Source organism: Streptomyces sp. NPDC008150 (genome assembly GCF_042956945.1).
In the GTDB taxonomy this organism is placed as follows: Bacteria; Actinomycetota; Actinomycetes; order Streptomycetales; family Streptomycetaceae; genus Streptomyces.
In genome coordinates this window covers 76,240-90,656 of sequence record NZ_JBIBHJ010000006.1, presented here as the reverse complement: position 1 = coordinate 90,656, position 14,417 = coordinate 76,240, and the positions used below count along the sequence as shown (strand labels likewise).

The following is a 14,417-nucleotide window of genomic DNA, read 5'->3' as shown; positions in this document are numbered from 1 at the left end:
GAGCAACCGCCGGATCGGCCGAAGCCCGGTTGACGTGACGCACCGGCCGAAGTCCCCTCCGCACATGCCGACTTCAGGGCCGCGGGCACGGCAACGCCGACCACTGAGCGAGGGCTTCGGGCCTGCCCGCCGCCTTCGTCGATCGCTTCCCTCTCGCTCTCGGTGACGCATGCGGAGGGCGATCGTTACGCACGTCATGATCGCTGGATTTGGCGCCGCCCCTCTTGCCGTCGCCGACACCGTCCCCACCGGTGACAGGGTGCGCGCGATGGTGCTGGACGAACTCGGCGCCTACCTGAGCACCGACTCCGGAGCGCTGTCCGCCCTGCACAGCCATGCCCTGCGGCCGGCGGGAAAGCTCCTCAGACCGCTGCTGGTGGTGCAGTCCGCGCTCGCCGTGGGCGGTTCGGCGCATCCGGTCCTGCCGGCGGCCCTGGGCCTGGAGCTCCTGCACGTGGGGAGCCTCGTGCACGACGACATCATCGACGGGGACACCGAACGGCGTGGGCGGCCCGCCGTCCATCAGCGTTTCGGCACGGACCGCGCGATCGTCGGCGCGGATGCCCTGTTCGTCCAGCCGTTCGCGCTGCTGGCCGCCTGCCGGCAGCGGGGCGTCCCGGACGAACGGATCGTCGCCGCGACGCAGTTGCTCGCCGAGGCGGGCCGGCAGTTGTGCCAGGGGGCGATGCTGGAACTCGACCAGGCCGGCACCTTCCCCACGACGCCCGACGAGTACTTCCGGATGGCCGGGCTCAAGACCTCGCCCCTGCTCAGCGGCGCCTGCCGGATCGGTGCGACGCTGGCGGGCGCATCGCCGGCCTCGACAGCGGCGCTGGGCCGGTACGGTCACGCTCTGGGACTGGCTTTCCAGGCGCGGGACGACCTGCTGCCCTACGACACTCCGCACGAGGCGGCGGGCAAACCCGCCGACAGCGATCTCGCCAATCAACGGCCCACCCTGCCCGTCCTGCTCGCCCATCGCCTCGCCGACGCCCGGGACCGCCGGCTCCTCGAAAGGCTGCTGGCCGAGGGCGCCAGAGGAAGCGACACCCGGGCACGGACGGACGCCGTGCTGCGGCGCACCGGAGCCTTCGACGCTGCCCACGCGCTCATCGAGGAACAGGTGCACGAGTGCGGCCGCGCACTGTCGGAACTGGCGCCGGGACCGGCCGTCACCGCCCTGGCCACCCTGGCCGAGGGGCTGCGGGACCGACCCGTCCCACCCACGACGGCACCCCTGCGGTGACCGGCGCCGTCCCGTACACCGACGACCCGTCAGGCCCCGGACGCCTGTCCGGTCACCTGGACACCCTGCGGCCCTACGACCTGGTCGCGCTGCCGCAGATCGGCGCGGCCGGCGCCGTACTGTGCGCCCACACCGCGGCGCCGGTGCGGGTCGTGCTGGCCGTCCTGGTCACCCTGAGCGCCTGCGCCGCCGCCCTGTACGCCGCTGACTACCTCACCCGCCACGACGACTTCACGACCAAGCCCCACCGGCCGATCCCCTCGGGACGGCTCCCCGGCACGACCGCCAGGCGCTGTGCCGCCCTCGCGGGAGTGGCCGCGCTCGGCGTCACGTGCGCGGTCAACTGGCACGGCCTGCTGTTCATCGCCCTCGCCGCCGCGGGCCAGGCGGCCTACGCGTGGCGGCTCAAAGGCAGCGGGTGGTGGGGCGACCTCGCGGTCGGCCTCTCGGGCTGGACCTGCACCCTGCTGACAGCGGCCACGTTCACCTCCGCGTGGCCGCCCCTCGCGCTGTGGCCGGCCGCGGCGGCGCTCGGTCTGCAAGGCGTCTTCAGCAACACCCTGCTGGCCCTCAGCGACGTCGACACCGACCGCGCCGCGGCCTGCCGCACCCTTCCCGTACGCGTCGGGTCCGAGGGCGCCGTCGCCTCGATGGCCGCCTGCGCCGTCGCCTGCTACGCCTTGAGTGCCGCCACGCCGACGGCGCTTCACCGCTCGCCGACTCCCGTGTTCTTCGGGCTGACCGCCTGCGGGGCTCTGCTCGCGCTCGGCTGCCTCGTCCTGGCCCGTACCCGTCACCGCGCCCGGCTGCGGGTGGCCACCGAACTCCACCTGTACGAGCGGGTCGCGCTGCCCGGGGCGCTGCTGGCCCTCGCAGGCCATACGCTGCCCGCCCTCGTCCTCGTCGCCACGGGGGCCTGCCTCCTGGCCCTCACCCCGCGCACCATGGTGGGGCAGTGAACGGCCCTCACACCGGTCCCCGGCTCGGCGGCGACGGACCGCCCGGCAACGGACCGGATCGGCAGAAGTCCCGTCACAGGAGCGGGAACCGGTACGCCGAAAGCCGCCCCAGTGCCATCGCCGTCCCCCTGGCCGGCGCTCTCGGCGGTCACGGTCGCCGTCCCGCCCTGCGGTAGTGCGGCCCGGCCCTGCCCAGCCGGGGCAGTACGCCTCCAGCCCCGACGCACCGCCCCCCGGCCACCGATACGGACGGCGCACGCACGACAGCCGGACCCGCGCAGGACCCGCACGCCGCACGGCACCGCCGTCCCGGCGGCGACCGGCCCACGTGTGCGCCGGTCCGGGTCCGTCGAGGACGTCAGAGGTCGATGACGATCTTGCCGCGCACATGCCGACCGGCCTGGATCTCGACCGCACGGCGGATCCGCTCGACCGGGAAGCTCTCCGCGACGGGCACGCGGAGTCGACCCTCCGCCACCAGCCGGGCAAGCTCTTCGAGGGCGCCGGGAACCGCGTTCGCGCCGTTGGCGCCGGTCACCCCGTCGACCTGCGCGGCGATCGTGCAGATGCGGTCGTCCGGGACACCCAGCTCCCGCGCGACGTGCACCGTCTCCACCCCGTGCAGGTCCATGGCGGCGGTGACACCGCCGGGGACGAGGGCCCGCACCCGGTCGGCCAGGCCGTCGCCGTAGGCGACCGGTTCGGCTCCGAGCTCGCGCAGGTAGTCGGCCGACGACGGCGACCCCGTTCCGATCACGCGCGCTCCGGCGATCCGGGCCAGCTGAACGGCGAACACCCCGACCCCGCCTCCCGCGCCGCCGATCAGCACGGTGTCGTCCGGGCCCACGGCGACCGCGGCGAGGGCGGCGGACGCCGTGCGGCCCGCGATCGTGAGCGTGGCGGCGACACGGTCGTCGACACCGTCGGGCGTGTGATGTGCCTCGTTCGCCGCGGTCCCCCCGTCCGCGTCGACCACCACGTAGTCGGCGACCGCGCGGGACAGGGCAGCGCCGAACACCCGGTCACCGGGCGCGAAGCCGTTCACTCCCTCGCCGACCTGATCCACGGTGCCCGCGTAATCGGTCCCGAACCCGGCGGGAAGGCTCAGCCCGAACCGGGCGGCGGTCTCCGCGTCGGCGGTCATGAACCAGTCCATCGGGTTCAGACCGGCCGCGGTGACCCGCACCCGGACCTGTCCCGGACCGGCCTGCGGCACCGGAACCTCGCGGACGGCCAGGACGTCGGGGCCGCCGAACGCGTCGAGCCTGACCGCCCTGCCCCGCCCGGCCGACGACTGAGTGCCCTGTTCCCGCATATCCGTCCAACTCCCCATGATCCGCACACCCAACGAAACGGACTATGCTCCGTTTACATGGATGACCGTAACACAAACGGAGCGCGATCCGTTTCGTCTGCCTCGGAGACACGCGTCCCACGGGCGGACGCGGCCCGCAACCGCGACCAGTTGCTCGCGGTGGCCACCCGCGTCTTCGCGTCGGCCGGCACCGAGCCCTCGATGCGCGCGATCGCCCGCGAGGCCGGGGTCGGCATCGCCACGCTCTACCGACACTTCCCCACCCGCGAGTCCCTGGTCGACGCGGTCTACCGGGACCAGGTCGTGCGACTGACGACCGGCGCGCGCGGACTGCTCGGCCGGACGACCCCGGCCGCGGCGATGCGACGCTGGATGGACCTGTTCGGGGACTGGATCGCGACCAAGAACGGCATGCTCGACACGCTGCTCGCGATGATCGAGACGGGCGAGATCGCTCACGCGCAGACCCGCACCGAACTGCTGACGGCCATCACCACGATCCTCGACGCCGGCCGCGAGACCGAGGACCTCCGCTCCGACGTCGCCGCCGAGGACATCGCCGCCTCCCTCATCGGCATCTTCACCGTGGCACCCCGACCGGAACGCGAAGCCCAGGCCGGCCGGCTCCTGGACCTCCTGATGGACGGCCTCCGGCCCACACCCCGCCCGGCCTGAGCCGGGACCGGCCACCACCCGCCTCCCCCGGCCGGCTCCGTCGCGCGGACACGGCCGCCGCGCCATCACCTCACCGGGGAGGGGCGGGAGCAGGGACAGAGACGGGGAAGCGCCCCGTATTGCCGCAGGGCGCGCGACGCATTTGTTCGGAAAGAGAAGGTTTCTAGGCTATTCGTTGTCCATGAGCGATCTCGACTACGCCGACAGGTCCGACTTCGACGACGCCGACCGGGGCTTCGTCGCCGCCCTCTCCCCCGCGGTCGTGCGCGCGGACGACGGGCGGGTGATCTGGGACGGGGACGCGTACGCGTTTCTCGACGGGGACTGCCCCGCCAGCGCGCACCCCAGCCTGTGGCGGCAGAGCCAACTGTGCAACAAGCAGGGCCTGTTCGAGGTCACCGAGGGGATCTACCAGGTCCGGAACCTGGACCTCTCGAACATGACGCTGGTCGAGGGCGACACCGGCGTCGTCGTCATCGACCCGTTGATCTCGGCGGAGACCGCGGCCGCCGCCCTCGCCCTGTACCGCGAGCACCGCGGCGACCGCCCGGTCACCGGCCTGATCTACACCCACTCGCACGGCGACCACTTCGGCGGCTCTCGCGGCGTTCTGCCGCACGGCCATGCCCCGGTGCCGGTGATCGCCCCGGCCGGATTCCTCGAACACGCGGTCGCGGAGAACGTGTACGCGGGCGGAGCGATGACCCGCCGCGCGGTCTACATGTACGGGGCGGAACTGGACAGGGGCCCCGCCGGGCACATCAGTGCCGGGCTCGGGATGACGACGTCCAAGGGCACGATCACTCTCGTTCCGCCGACCGTGGACATCACGCACACCGGCCAGGAGGAGACCGTCGACGGTGTGCGGATCGTCTTCCAGATGACGCCGGGCACCGAGGCACCCTCGGAGATGAACTTCTACTTCCCCGACCGACGCGCCCTGTGCATGGCGGAGAACGCCACGCACACCATGCACAACATCCTGACCCTGCGCGGGGCGGTCGTCCGCGACACCCGCATCTGGGCGCACTACCTGGGTGAGACGATCACGCTGTTCGGCAAGCAGGCCGAGGTCGCGTTCGCCTCGCACCACTGGCCCACCTGGGGTCAGGACCGCATCGTCGAGCACCTGGCCGGTCAACGCGACATGTGGGCCTACCTCCACGACCAGACCCTGCGCCTGGCCAACCAGGGACTGACCGGCATGGAGATCGCCGAACGGATGGAACTCCCGCCGGCGATCGCGAACCGGTGGGCCAACCGCGGCTACTACGGCTCCGTCAGCCACAACGTCAAGGCCATCTACCAGCGCTACATGGGCTGGTTCGACGGCAACCCCGCCCACCTGTGGGAGCACCCGCCCGTCGAGCAGGCGCAGCGGTTCGCCGCCGACTACGGCGGTGTGCCGGCACTGATCGCCAAGGGCGAGGAGTACGCCGCCTCCGGGGATCTGCGGTTCGCCGCCACCCTGCTGGGGCACGCGGTCTTCGCGGCCCCTACCGACGCGATCGCCAAGCAGGCCCTGGCCTCGGTGTACGAGAACCTCGGGTACGGCGCGGAGAACGGCACCTGGCGCAACTTCTACCTGATGGGCGCCCAGGAACTGCGCGGAACGGTCGCACACACGGCGCTGGAGACGACCAACCCCGAGATGGCGATGGCCCTCACGGTCGACATGCTCATCGACTCGCTCGCCATCCGCGTCGACGGCCCACGCGCGTGGGACGAGAGGCTCAGCATGACGTGGAACGTCACCGACGAGGGGCGCACCTGGCACCTGCTGCTCTCCAACGGCGCCCTCACCTACCGCAGCACCGACACCGTTCCGGAGACGAACGAGCCCCGCCAGGACTCCGACCTCACCCTGACCCTGACCAAACCGCAGCTGCTCGCAGTCCTGGCGGGCAAGGGCCTGGCCGACGTGCGCGCCCAGGGCGACCCCCAGGTCTTCGCGACCCTCGTGGGCCTGCTGGACACCCCCGACCCCGACTTCGCCATCGTCACGCCCTGACCACCGACGCCCCGTGCGCTCCGGGGGGGGGCGGCCGGGGGGGAGCGTCGGAGAGCAGGCTCGTGGGGTATTCGCTCGTCGATCGCGGGAGGACTTGTCACACTGCTCCGCATGAGCAACTCGTACGCGCAGGCGGTACTGAGGACGACGGATATCGCCGAGGCGCTGCGTGCGGCCGAGCGGCTGCTCGATCTCGCCGACACCGGTGAACTGGAGGTCGACTTCGAAGCACGGGTCTCCACGGCCTGCGAACTGGAACGGCTGAGCGGAGCGATGCCGGAGGCCGACTGGTGGTCCCTGGGGGCCGACGACCGGCACGGTTCCTCGCGTGCCGGTGACGTCCCGTCAGATTTCCTGCCCCTCTTCATGAGCAGATGGTGCATGCCCGCCGAGACCGTGGAGCCGTTCCTGGCCGCGGCGGGAACGGTGCCGGCCATGGTGCGCTGGGACTTCAGCGGTTGGCCCGAGGCTCCGGAGGCCGGCCTGGGCCGCGGGGGCACGAGGGGCGCCTACGTGACGGTGTGCGTGAACGCCCGCGACCTGTACCTCGAAGAGCCCGCCGCGGATCACACCCTGTACGTCCACGTGAAGCAGTCCGAGCCCGAGCGAGCCGTGTGGCTGGCGGCACAGGTCGGCCTGGAGGTCATGGGCGAGTTGCAGATGGCACCCCTGTGACCCGCTGCTCCGGCCTGTGCCGTGGCGCCCGGCGTGACTACTGCCGACTTCGCTTCTTCCGCACCCCGCAGGCCCTCTTCCTCCCCGTCCGGCAGGACACTGACGCGGCTATTCCACGTTCCGCGCCAGGATCCCGAGCGTCGCGCGAAGCCCCGCCTCGGGGATGACCGGGAAGATGCCCGCGTCCCGGTACCGCTCCTCGATCTCACTCCAGTCGTAGTACGAGGTGGCCAGTGTGCCGCCCTCGTCGGCCTCGAGCCGGTACCCGTAGAGATGCCGGATGGGAGGCTGCACCTGGCCCGAGATGGTCCATTCGATCAGCACGTCCTGCTCGAACTTCGTGATGATCACGGTGACGTCGTACTTGCCCAGCGGGTAGTCGTTCAACGCCTCGCGATCCATGTGCACGACGAACTCGTCGCCGACCGCGCGCACGGGTCGCCCCTCGGCGGACTGGAGCATCCCCGAGCTGTCGATCGCCACGTGTCCCGCGGGATCGCACAGCAACGCGAAGATCTTTTCCGGGGGCGCAGCCATCCGACGCCGCACTTCGAACCGTTCCGTCGTCATACGGGCCACCCTCGCACGATCCCCCGCCCCCGGCCCAGCCTGCCGCCCGGTCGCAGCCGCCACGGCACGTCACGCACGGGGGCGGGGCGGGGCGGGGCGGACCGACGGTGGGTGATTCCGGTGCCGGTTCCTCGAACGCAAGGGCATGCCCGGGTCCCTCTGGGTACCGGGCCGGCACGGATGAGTGCTGCTACTCAGGCGGTGGGCGGTCCCGGCAACGACGATGAAGGTCACCAGTACCGAGACCGGGAGACCGAACATGCTCAGCCGCCTCGCCGACTTCCTCGTGCCCGCCGTGGGCCGCCTGACGGTCACCGCCGACGCGGAGGCGGAACTCGCCCCCGGCAGCATCATCGTCGCCAACCACACCTCGCTCGCCGACCCGGCCGTCGTGCTTGCCGCGCTGCACCGCCTGGATGTCCGTCCGGTCGTCATGGCGGCCGCGGGACTGTGGCGTGTTCCCGTACTCGGCCCGGCGCTGGCCCGTGAGGGGCACATCCCCGTCCACCGTGGCGAACGGCGCGCGGCGGACGCCGTGGACGCGGCCGTCGAGGCGCTGCACCGCGGCCGCCTGGTTCTGATCTACGCCGAGGGAGGCCTCCCGCGCCGGACGGACGCCGCGGAGGCGGCCCCGGGGGCCTTCCGCAGTGGCGTGTCCCGGCTCGCTCAGCGAACGGGCGCTCCCGTGGTGCCTGTTGGGCAGGCCGGCGCCCGCCGGATCACCTCGGGGAGCACGGCCAAGCAGCTCGCGGGCCTGCTCACGGCGCCACTGCGCCGCCCGGAACTGCACGTGCACGTGGGCAAGCCCCTTCGGTCGACGGCGGACGTTCCCGCGCGGACCGAACGGACCCGCACAGCGGTGACGACGGCCTGGCGCACCGCCGCCGCCCACCTCGGGGAACCGGCCGCCCTCGCCGCGTAGCCGAGGACATCCGGGGGACGTCCGCCATGCCGTTCACCGGCAGTGCGGATCCATGCCTCCCCCGGTGCGGGACGCCGTGCGCCTACTCTGGCGCGATGCGACTGTTGCTGACCACGGACACCCATGTCCCCAAGCGCGCGCGGGAGCTCCCGGCCGAGCTGCTGACCGAGCTGACGCACGCGGATGTCGTCTTTCACGCCGGGGACTGGGTGGACAGCGCCACCCTCGACCTCTTCGAGGCCCGAAGCCGGACGCTCGTCGGTGTGTACGGCAACAACGACGGCGCGGACCTGCGTACCCGGCTGCCCGAGGTGGCCCGGGTGGAACTCGACGGGGTGCGCTTCGCCGTCGTCCACGAGACCGGCCCCGCCACGGGCAGGGAGGCTCGCTGCGCCGCCCGCTTCCCGGACACCGACGTACTCGTCTTCGGGCACAGTCACATCCCCTGGGACACCTCCGCGCCGGGCGGACCGCGACTGCTCAACCCCGGCTCGCCCACCGACCGACGCCGGATGCCCCACCGCACGTATATGACAGCTGAGTTGACCGAGGGCCGCCTCGGCGACGTCGTCCTGCACCGGCTGCCCGACCCCGGCGCCCCCGGGCCGTCCCGGTCACGCGGGTGACGGGCATCACGGGAGCACCCGGCGCGCAGGGAGGCAACGGGCTCCCCTGAACGCGCGTCTCCGCGCGTCCACCCACCCCTCGTCGACGAACAACGCGCGGCTCCCCGTTCCTGGCTTTGGTCGTCGACAGCAGGACGGGCCGAAGGGCGGGAGCAGACCATGTCTTCTTCGCAACACCTCAGCAGGAGAACCGAGTTCGGGTCGGCGGAACTCTCGCTCCGGGACCGGGCCCAGGCCGTCGTCCTCGCCTACGAGAGCGGCCTGATCAAGCCCGGCGAGACCGACCTCTGACGGACAGCCGTACCGTCACGCCGACGGCCACTGGCCAACCGGTCGGGCCGGCGGGCCGACGGGCCCTCGGGCGGGGAACCACAGAGCACCGACCTCCTCCGGCCCCCGTGCCGGTCACGCGTCCGTCGGCGGAAACAGCGCCTGGACGGTTTCGGTGGCCAGGTCGCGCAGCCAGGCGTGGGCCCGGTCGTCGTCGTAGCGCTGGTGCCACAGCAGGTACAACGGGACGTCGGGCAACGACAGGGGCAACGGCAGGGTGACCAGGCCGAGTTGGTCCCGGGCAGTGCGGGTGACCGCGTCGGGAAGGGTCACCACGAGGTCGCTGCCGAGGACAAGGTGCAGTGCGAAGACCGCTGTTGGGCCCGCGGCGACGACACGGCGTTCCAAGCCCTGTGCTGCCAGGGCGTCGTCGACGGGATCACGCAGACTTCCGCGCCGGGAAACCGTGATGTGTTCGGCGGCCGCGTAGCGCTCCACGGTCATCGGGCTCTCGGTGAGCGGATGCCCCGGGCGGACGGCGACGGCCAACCGGCCCTTCCCGACGAGGCGGTGGCGGATGTCGGGGAGTGTCGGCCTGCTGGAGCTGGATTCGAGGTCGATCTCGCCCCGGCGCAGTTCGGGGCCGTCCGTCCCGGGTTCGGCGGACAGCCGCAGCCGGACGCCGGGGGCCTGGCGGTGGGCGGCGGTGACCAGGGCGGTGCCGCACGCCGCGGTCAGGGCGTCGTGCCAGCGCACGGTGAACACCCGGTCCAGCAGCGCCAGGTCGAGTTCCTGGTCCGCGGACAGCAGGCGGTGCGCCTGCTGCACGAGGGCGTGCACCTCGGCCCGCATGGCCATGGCGCGGGTGGTGGGAGTCATGCTGCGACCGGTGCGCACGAGGATCTGGTCACCGGTGGCCTTGCGGATGCGGCCCAGGGAGCGGCTCATCGCCGGTGAAGTGACGTGGAGGCGAGCCGCGGCACCGGCGACGCTGCCCTCCTCCAGCAGTGCGTCCAGCGCTGTGAGCAGGTTCAAATCCAGTTGCATGCCAGTAACTCTACAAGTGAAAAGCATGCACTTGTTGTTAATGAAGCGGCGGCCTACCTTCGAGGTGCGGGACGGAACGGACCGCCCGCACCACAGATCGCAAGGAGCCTTCCCATGGCCGTGACCATGCCTTTCGACGCCGGGTCGACGCTGCTCGCAGAGGTGACCGCCGCGGTGGAGACCGCCGGCATAACCCTGCGCGACCGGTACACCCGCCAGGCCCGGGGCGTGAGTCTCGACGAGATCGTGGCGGAGATCCACGCCAACGACGACGCCGTGCTCGCCGTGCTCCGCGAACCGTTGCTGCGGGCCCGGCAGGGGTCGCAGTGGGCCCAGGACGAGTTGGCCGGTGGGGCGCTCCCGCCCGGGGAGTGGTGGGTCGTCGACCCCGCCGAAGGGAACATCAACCACGTGCACGGCATGGACGAATGGGCCGTCACGGCGACTCTGGTCCGCGACAACCGGCCGGTGCTCACCGTCGTCCACCTGCCGCTGACCGGCGACACCTACACCGCCGTCGCCGGCCGCGGGGCCCACCTCAACGGCCGGCCGCTGAAGGTGTCGGCGAAGACCGATCCGGGTGCCGCGCTCATCGGTACCGGGCAGGCCCGGCCCGGCGAGGACGAGCGGACCTTCCGGCGGATCGGCGACTCGGTCACCGCGATGCTCGTCAACGGCCTGGTCGTACGTGTGTCCGTTCCCGCCACCATGCAGCTCATCCACGTCGCCGCCGGACGTATGGACGCCTTCTGGCAGTTCTCCGACGTCCGCTCCGGCCTGGTCGCGGGCGCCCTGCTGGTCTCCGAGGCCGGGGGAACCGTCACCGACCTCGCGGGCGAGGCCTGGAACACGGGCAGCCGCGACTTCCTGGCCGCCGCCCCCGGTCTGCACGCCGCCGTCCTGAAGATCCTCTCGCCCATCGCCTGACGGGCATCCCGTACTTCCGCCGGACCCCCGGCAACTACCGCCCCCTACAAGGAGCTTCACCCCATGACGAACATCGGCATCCTGGGCGCGGGCCGCGTCGGCACCAACCTCGCCGACAAACTCGCCGCCGCCGGACACCACGTCACGCTCGGCAGCCGCAGCCCGCAGAGCGACGGCAACCGCCTCGCCGGGACCCCGCGCATCGTCCTCGCGGACCACCGCACCGCCGCCCGCACCGCGGACGTCGTCATCAACGCTACGCCGGGCGACACGTCCCTGGCCCGTATGGGCGAACTGCGCACCGAACTCTCCGGAAAGATCCTCGTCGACGTCTCCAACGCCACCCGCGACACAGCCGACGGCCTGCCCGGTGAGCTGTGCTATCCCGGCAGCAGCCTCGCCGAGAAGCTCCAGCAGGCGCTCCCCGACACCCACGTGGTCAAGACCCTCAACACGATGCTGTTCATGGTGATGACCGCCCCGGAGACCCTGGACACCGCTCCGACCGCCTACGTCTCAGGCGACGACGAGACCGCGAAGAAGACCGTCGTCGGCCTGCTCGCCGACCTCGGGTGGCAGTCCCGATGGATCGAGGACCTCGGGGGCATCGAAACGGCCCGAGCCACCGAGGCCATGATCCTGGTCGTCCCCCACGTCCTGCGGCGCCACGGCTTCAAGCCCTTCGCCGTCTCACTGTCCCGCTGAACCCTCCCCGGACCCACGTGTACGTCTGCGGCGAGGACGTGCCGCGCCGGGCGACGGACGCGACCTCGCCCACCGCCACCGCCACCGCCACGGGCGGGAACCGTGGGCGAGGTGGCCGTCCTCCGTTCCCGCGCAGGGACCATGGGCATTCCTCCGCCTCCACCTCCGCCGTCGCCCGCCCGCGCGACGTACTCGAAAAGGGTTTGCGCACGTATCCGCAGTCGGACAAACATGCCCTTGCGGGGCGCCGACCGCGTCCGACCCCGGAGTGGACGGGCGCCTTCAAGGGAGTGTGCCTCGACCGTGGAACGGAACGACCTCACCGTGCGTCCGATCACCGGGCGCGAAGAACTCGACCTTTTCTGCCGACTCCCCTACGTCCTCAACGCGGAACTGGCGGACGACCTCGCGCTCGGCCGACGGCGACCGGAATGGATGTGGGTCGCGCTGCGCGGCGACCGTCTGCTGGCCAGGGCCGCCTGGTGGGGCCGACCGGGCGGCGGCCCACCCGTCGCCCTGGACATCCTCGACATCGACGACGGCACAACACCGCACGACCACACGGACATTGGGGTACGACTTCTGCGGACCGCCATGGCCGCCACCCTGCCGGGCGGGTCGCTTCCACCCGAATACAGTCGTTTCGTACCGTCGGACTGGCGCGAGAACACGGTGTCCAGGCGGGCGGTTGAGGCTCGCATGGCCGTACTGGAGCGGACCGGTGCCCGGTTCTTCGTCGAACGGCTACGCCTGGAGTGGCGGCCCCACTCGCCAACTCCGATGCTGGACACGGGCCTTGTGTTCCGGCCGCCGGTCGATGCCGAGGAACTCGTGTCTCTCATGGCTGTTGCACTGGACGGCACGCTGGACGCGCACAGTCGCGACGACCTGACGCGGATGTCCGCCCGGGAGGCGGCCGTCAAGCACTACGAGGACGAACTCGCGCGCTACACCAGCCCGCGGGACTGGTGGCGGATCGCAACGCTGCCCCACGGAGCGCCAGTTGGATTCGTCCTGCCTGCCCACAACGGGTACAACGCGATCATCGCCTACATCGCGGTCCTTCCCGCCCACCGCGGCAACGGTTACGTCGACGGTCTCCTCGCCGAGGGCACCCGCATCCTGGCCGAGCAGAACGTCCGCCGAATCCGCGCCTCCACGGATCTCGCCAACGTCCCCATGGCGCAGGCCTTCCGACGCGCCGGGTACGTCAACTTCGAACGCCAGATCAACATGACCTGGAGCTGACACCGAGCGAACCTGTTTCCGGCACTCTGCCGACATGCGCGAGGTGTCTCTTCGACGGCGAGAAGGAACCGCGCGACGCGATGACCGCGGCGATCACGTCGGCGCAGAACACCGCACCGCCGCTGGCGCTCGTCCTGCGGGCGTAGTCGGCGGTACCCCTCTTCGTGGCGGGCCGGCACGTTGCGGTACGGCGGACCGCACGGCCGACCACCCAGGCGGGCGCCGCCGTCTTCGAGCGCGCGAGCCGCGCGTGGAACCCTCCGGGCCAACGGCACACGGCAACACGTGTCGTGGGCGCGAGGCGGACGGACCGGGGAGGGGTGCCGCCGATTGTGACGTCTAGGCTGGCGATCTCTACCGAGGGAGATCAAGCGTGTCCGTCCGCCGCAGCCTCTTGTTCGTGACCGACCTCGCCTACCAGGCCCGAGGACGGCGGTACTGCGACGAGGACATCTACCTGACCTCCCGGCTGCGCGAGACGTTCGACATCGCCCTGTGCCACCCCCTGGACGCCGCGGCGCTGATGCACGCGCACGACGCGGTGGTGGTCCGCAACAGCGGACCGGTGCTTCACTACCAGGCGCACTACGACGCGTTCCGGCGTGAGGCCCAAGCACGCGGCACCCGGGTCTACAACCCCCTGAACGGCCGGGGCGACATGGCGGGCAAGCAGTACCTGCTGGATCTGACCGCCGACGGGCATCCGGTCATCCCCACCGTCGACCGCCCCCAGGACCTGGCGGTGCTGCCCGATGCCACCAGCTACGCCGTCAAGCCCAAGGCGGGGGCGGACTCCATAGGTCTGCGCTTCGTGCCCAGGGGCGAACTCGGCGCCCTCGCCTACGGGGACATCCTGGTGCAGCCGGGCGTGGACTTCCGCTACGAAGTCTCCTTCTACTTCGTCGACGACGCCCCGCTGTACGCGCTCTACGCCCCCGACCCCGCGCGACGCTGGGCCCTTGAGCCCTACGAACCCACCGACGCCGACCTGCGCTTCGCCCGTCGCTTCATCGAATGGAACACCCTCGCCCACGGAATCCAACGGGTCGACGCCTGCCGCACCCAGGACGGCGACCTGCTCCTCGTCGAACTGGAGGACCTGAACCCCTACTTGTCGCTCGACAGCGTCCCCGACCGCACCCGCGACACCTTCGTGGCCGCGATGACGGACTCCCTCCACCGGTTCCTGGACGCCTCCCCCAGCGACTGACGCACAGGCTC

Annotated in this window: 15 protein-coding genes; 12 read left to right on the top strand and 3 right to left on the bottom strand. The window is 71.7% G+C overall.

Annotation, left to right across the window (positions count from 1 at the left end; all coding sequences use genetic code 11):
• Positions 1 to 196: 196 nt before the first annotated feature.
• Positions 197 to 1,246 (top strand): polyprenyl synthetase family protein, encoded by a 1,050-nt coding sequence (locus ACFZA0_RS16815; RefSeq protein WP_391016783.1) that lies wholly within the window; start codon positions 197 to 199, stop codon positions 1,244 to 1,246.
• The gene (locus ACFZA0_RS16810; protein WP_391016780.1) at positions 1,243 to 2,205 is read left to right on the top strand and encodes a UbiA family prenyltransferase; all 963 of its coding nucleotides are present in this window, start codon (positions 1,243 to 1,245) and stop codon (positions 2,203 to 2,205) included. The genes ACFZA0_RS16815 and ACFZA0_RS16810 overlap by 4 nt, the downstream gene beginning before the upstream one ends.
• 358 nt (positions 2,206 to 2,563) lie before the next feature.
• Here the strand turns inward: ACFZA0_RS16810 and ACFZA0_RS16805 are convergent, their stop codons facing one another.
• Positions 2,564 to 3,520, bottom strand: coding sequence for an alcohol dehydrogenase catalytic domain-containing protein (locus ACFZA0_RS16805; protein ID WP_391016777.1), 957 nt, complete (start codon positions 3,518 to 3,520; stop codon positions 2,564 to 2,566).
• A 57-nt stretch (positions 3,521 to 3,577) separates the two neighbouring features.
• Between ACFZA0_RS16805 and ACFZA0_RS16800 the strand changes: the two genes are divergently transcribed.
• The 3 genes from ACFZA0_RS16800 to ACFZA0_RS16790 all read left to right on the top strand — a co-directional run bounded on the left by ACFZA0_RS16800 (position 3,578) and on the right by ACFZA0_RS16790 (position 6,881).
• Positions 3,578 to 4,195, top strand: a complete 618-nt coding sequence (locus ACFZA0_RS16800; protein ID WP_391016774.1) for a TetR family transcriptional regulator — start codon at positions 3,578 to 3,580, stop codon at positions 4,193 to 4,195.
• Between the two features lie 181 nt (positions 4,196 to 4,376).
• Positions 4,377 to 6,206, top strand: a complete 1,830-nt coding sequence (locus tag ACFZA0_RS16795) for an alkyl sulfatase dimerization domain-containing protein (RefSeq protein WP_391016771.1) — start codon at positions 4,377 to 4,379, stop codon at positions 6,204 to 6,206.
• Positions 6,207 to 6,317: 111 nt separating this feature from the next.
• The gene (locus tag ACFZA0_RS16790) at positions 6,318 to 6,881 is read left to right on the top strand and encodes a hypothetical protein (protein ID WP_391016769.1); all 564 of its coding nucleotides are present in this window, start codon (positions 6,318 to 6,320) and stop codon (positions 6,879 to 6,881) included.
• A 108-nt stretch (positions 6,882 to 6,989) separates the two neighbouring features.
• On the opposite strand, the gene ACFZA0_RS16785 is transcribed toward ACFZA0_RS16790, so the two are convergent.
• Positions 6,990 to 7,418, bottom strand: a complete 429-nt coding sequence (locus ACFZA0_RS16785; protein WP_391016767.1) for a polyketide cyclase — start codon at positions 7,416 to 7,418, stop codon at positions 6,990 to 6,992.
• Between the two features lie 292 nt (positions 7,419 to 7,710).
• Between ACFZA0_RS16785 and ACFZA0_RS16780 the strand changes: the two genes are divergently transcribed.
• From ACFZA0_RS16780 to ACFZA0_RS16770, 3 genes are all read left to right on the top strand, one after another.
• Positions 7,711 to 8,373, top strand: coding sequence for a 1-acyl-sn-glycerol-3-phosphate acyltransferase (locus tag ACFZA0_RS16780; protein ID WP_391016764.1), 663 nt, complete (start codon positions 7,711 to 7,713; stop codon positions 8,371 to 8,373).
• Between the two features lie 95 nt (positions 8,374 to 8,468).
• Positions 8,469 to 8,999, top strand: coding sequence for a YfcE family phosphodiesterase (locus ACFZA0_RS16775; protein WP_391016762.1), 531 nt, complete (start codon positions 8,469 to 8,471; stop codon positions 8,997 to 8,999).
• A 159-nt stretch (positions 9,000 to 9,158) separates the two neighbouring features.
• Positions 9,159 to 9,290 carry a hypothetical protein gene (locus ACFZA0_RS16770; RefSeq protein WP_391016759.1) on the top strand — a complete coding sequence of 44 codons (132 nt, stop codon included), beginning with the start codon at positions 9,159 to 9,161 and terminating at the stop codon, positions 9,288 to 9,290.
• Positions 9,291 to 9,404: 114 nt separating this feature from the next.
• On the opposite strand, the gene ACFZA0_RS16765 is transcribed toward ACFZA0_RS16770, so the two are convergent.
• Positions 9,405 to 10,316: a LysR substrate-binding domain-containing protein gene (locus ACFZA0_RS16765; protein WP_391016757.1), complete on the bottom strand. Its 912-nt coding sequence runs from the start codon at positions 10,314 to 10,316 to the stop codon at positions 9,405 to 9,407.
• 114 nt (positions 10,317 to 10,430) lie between these two features.
• On the opposite strand from ACFZA0_RS16765, the gene ACFZA0_RS16760 reads away from it, so the two are divergent.
• The 4 genes from ACFZA0_RS16760 (at position 10,431) to ACFZA0_RS16745 (ending at position 14,406) form a co-directional block, all read left to right on the top strand.
• Positions 10,431 to 11,243: an inositol monophosphatase family protein gene (locus tag ACFZA0_RS16760; RefSeq protein ID WP_391016755.1), complete on the top strand. Its 813-nt coding sequence runs from the start codon at positions 10,431 to 10,433 to the stop codon at positions 11,241 to 11,243.
• Between the two features lie 63 nt (positions 11,244 to 11,306).
• Complete coding sequence (locus ACFZA0_RS16755) at positions 11,307 to 11,948, top strand: NAD(P)-binding domain-containing protein (protein ID WP_391016753.1); 642 nt, start codon at positions 11,307 to 11,309, stop codon at positions 11,946 to 11,948.
• 303 nt (positions 11,949 to 12,251) lie between these two features.
• Positions 12,252 to 13,196 carry a GNAT family N-acetyltransferase gene (locus ACFZA0_RS16750; protein WP_391016750.1) on the top strand — a complete coding sequence of 315 codons (945 nt, stop codon included), beginning with the start codon at positions 12,252 to 12,254 and terminating at the stop codon, positions 13,194 to 13,196.
• Positions 13,197 to 13,569: 373 nt separating this feature from the next.
• Positions 13,570 to 14,406: a hypothetical protein gene (locus tag ACFZA0_RS16745; RefSeq protein ID WP_391016747.1), complete on the top strand. Its 837-nt coding sequence runs from the start codon at positions 13,570 to 13,572 to the stop codon at positions 14,404 to 14,406.
• Positions 14,407 to 14,417: the final 11 nt, after the last annotated feature.

What these genes read in the sequence shown, in the direction of transcription:
- ACFZA0_RS16765 (WP_391016757.1), bottom strand. Translation starts at nt 10,316, where the DNA reads ATGCAACTGGATTTGAACCTGCTCACAGCGCTGGACGCACTGCTGGAG.
- ACFZA0_RS16770 (WP_391016759.1), top strand. Translation starts at nt 9,159, where the DNA reads ATGTCTTCTTCGCAACACCTCAGCAGGAGAACCGAGTTCGGGTCGGCG.
- ACFZA0_RS16815 (WP_391016783.1), top strand. Translation starts at nt 197, where the DNA reads ATGATCGCTGGATTTGGCGCCGCCCCTCTTGCCGTCGCCGACACCGTC.
- ACFZA0_RS16800 (WP_391016774.1), top strand. Translation starts at nt 3,578, where the DNA reads ATGGATGACCGTAACACAAACGGAGCGCGATCCGTTTCGTCTGCCTCG.
- ACFZA0_RS16775 (WP_391016762.1), top strand. Translation starts at nt 8,469, where the DNA reads ATGCGACTGTTGCTGACCACGGACACCCATGTCCCCAAGCGCGCGCGG.
- ACFZA0_RS16780 (WP_391016764.1), top strand. Translation starts at nt 7,711, where the DNA reads ATGCTCAGCCGCCTCGCCGACTTCCTCGTGCCCGCCGTGGGCCGCCTG.
- ACFZA0_RS16795 (WP_391016771.1), top strand. Translation starts at nt 4,377, where the DNA reads ATGAGCGATCTCGACTACGCCGACAGGTCCGACTTCGACGACGCCGAC.
- ACFZA0_RS16760 (WP_391016755.1), top strand. Translation starts at nt 10,431, where the DNA reads ATGGCCGTGACCATGCCTTTCGACGCCGGGTCGACGCTGCTCGCAGAG.
- ACFZA0_RS16785 (WP_391016767.1), bottom strand. Translation starts at nt 7,418, where the DNA reads ATGGCTGCGCCCCCGGAAAAGATCTTCGCGTTGCTGTGCGATCCCGCG.
- ACFZA0_RS16755 (WP_391016753.1), top strand. Translation starts at nt 11,307, where the DNA reads ATGACGAACATCGGCATCCTGGGCGCGGGCCGCGTCGGCACCAACCTC.
- ACFZA0_RS16790 (WP_391016769.1), top strand. Translation starts at nt 6,318, where the DNA reads ATGAGCAACTCGTACGCGCAGGCGGTACTGAGGACGACGGATATCGCC.
- ACFZA0_RS16805 (WP_391016777.1), bottom strand. Translation starts at nt 3,520, where the DNA reads ATGCGGGAACAGGGCACTCAGTCGTCGGCCGGGCGGGGCAGGGCGGTC.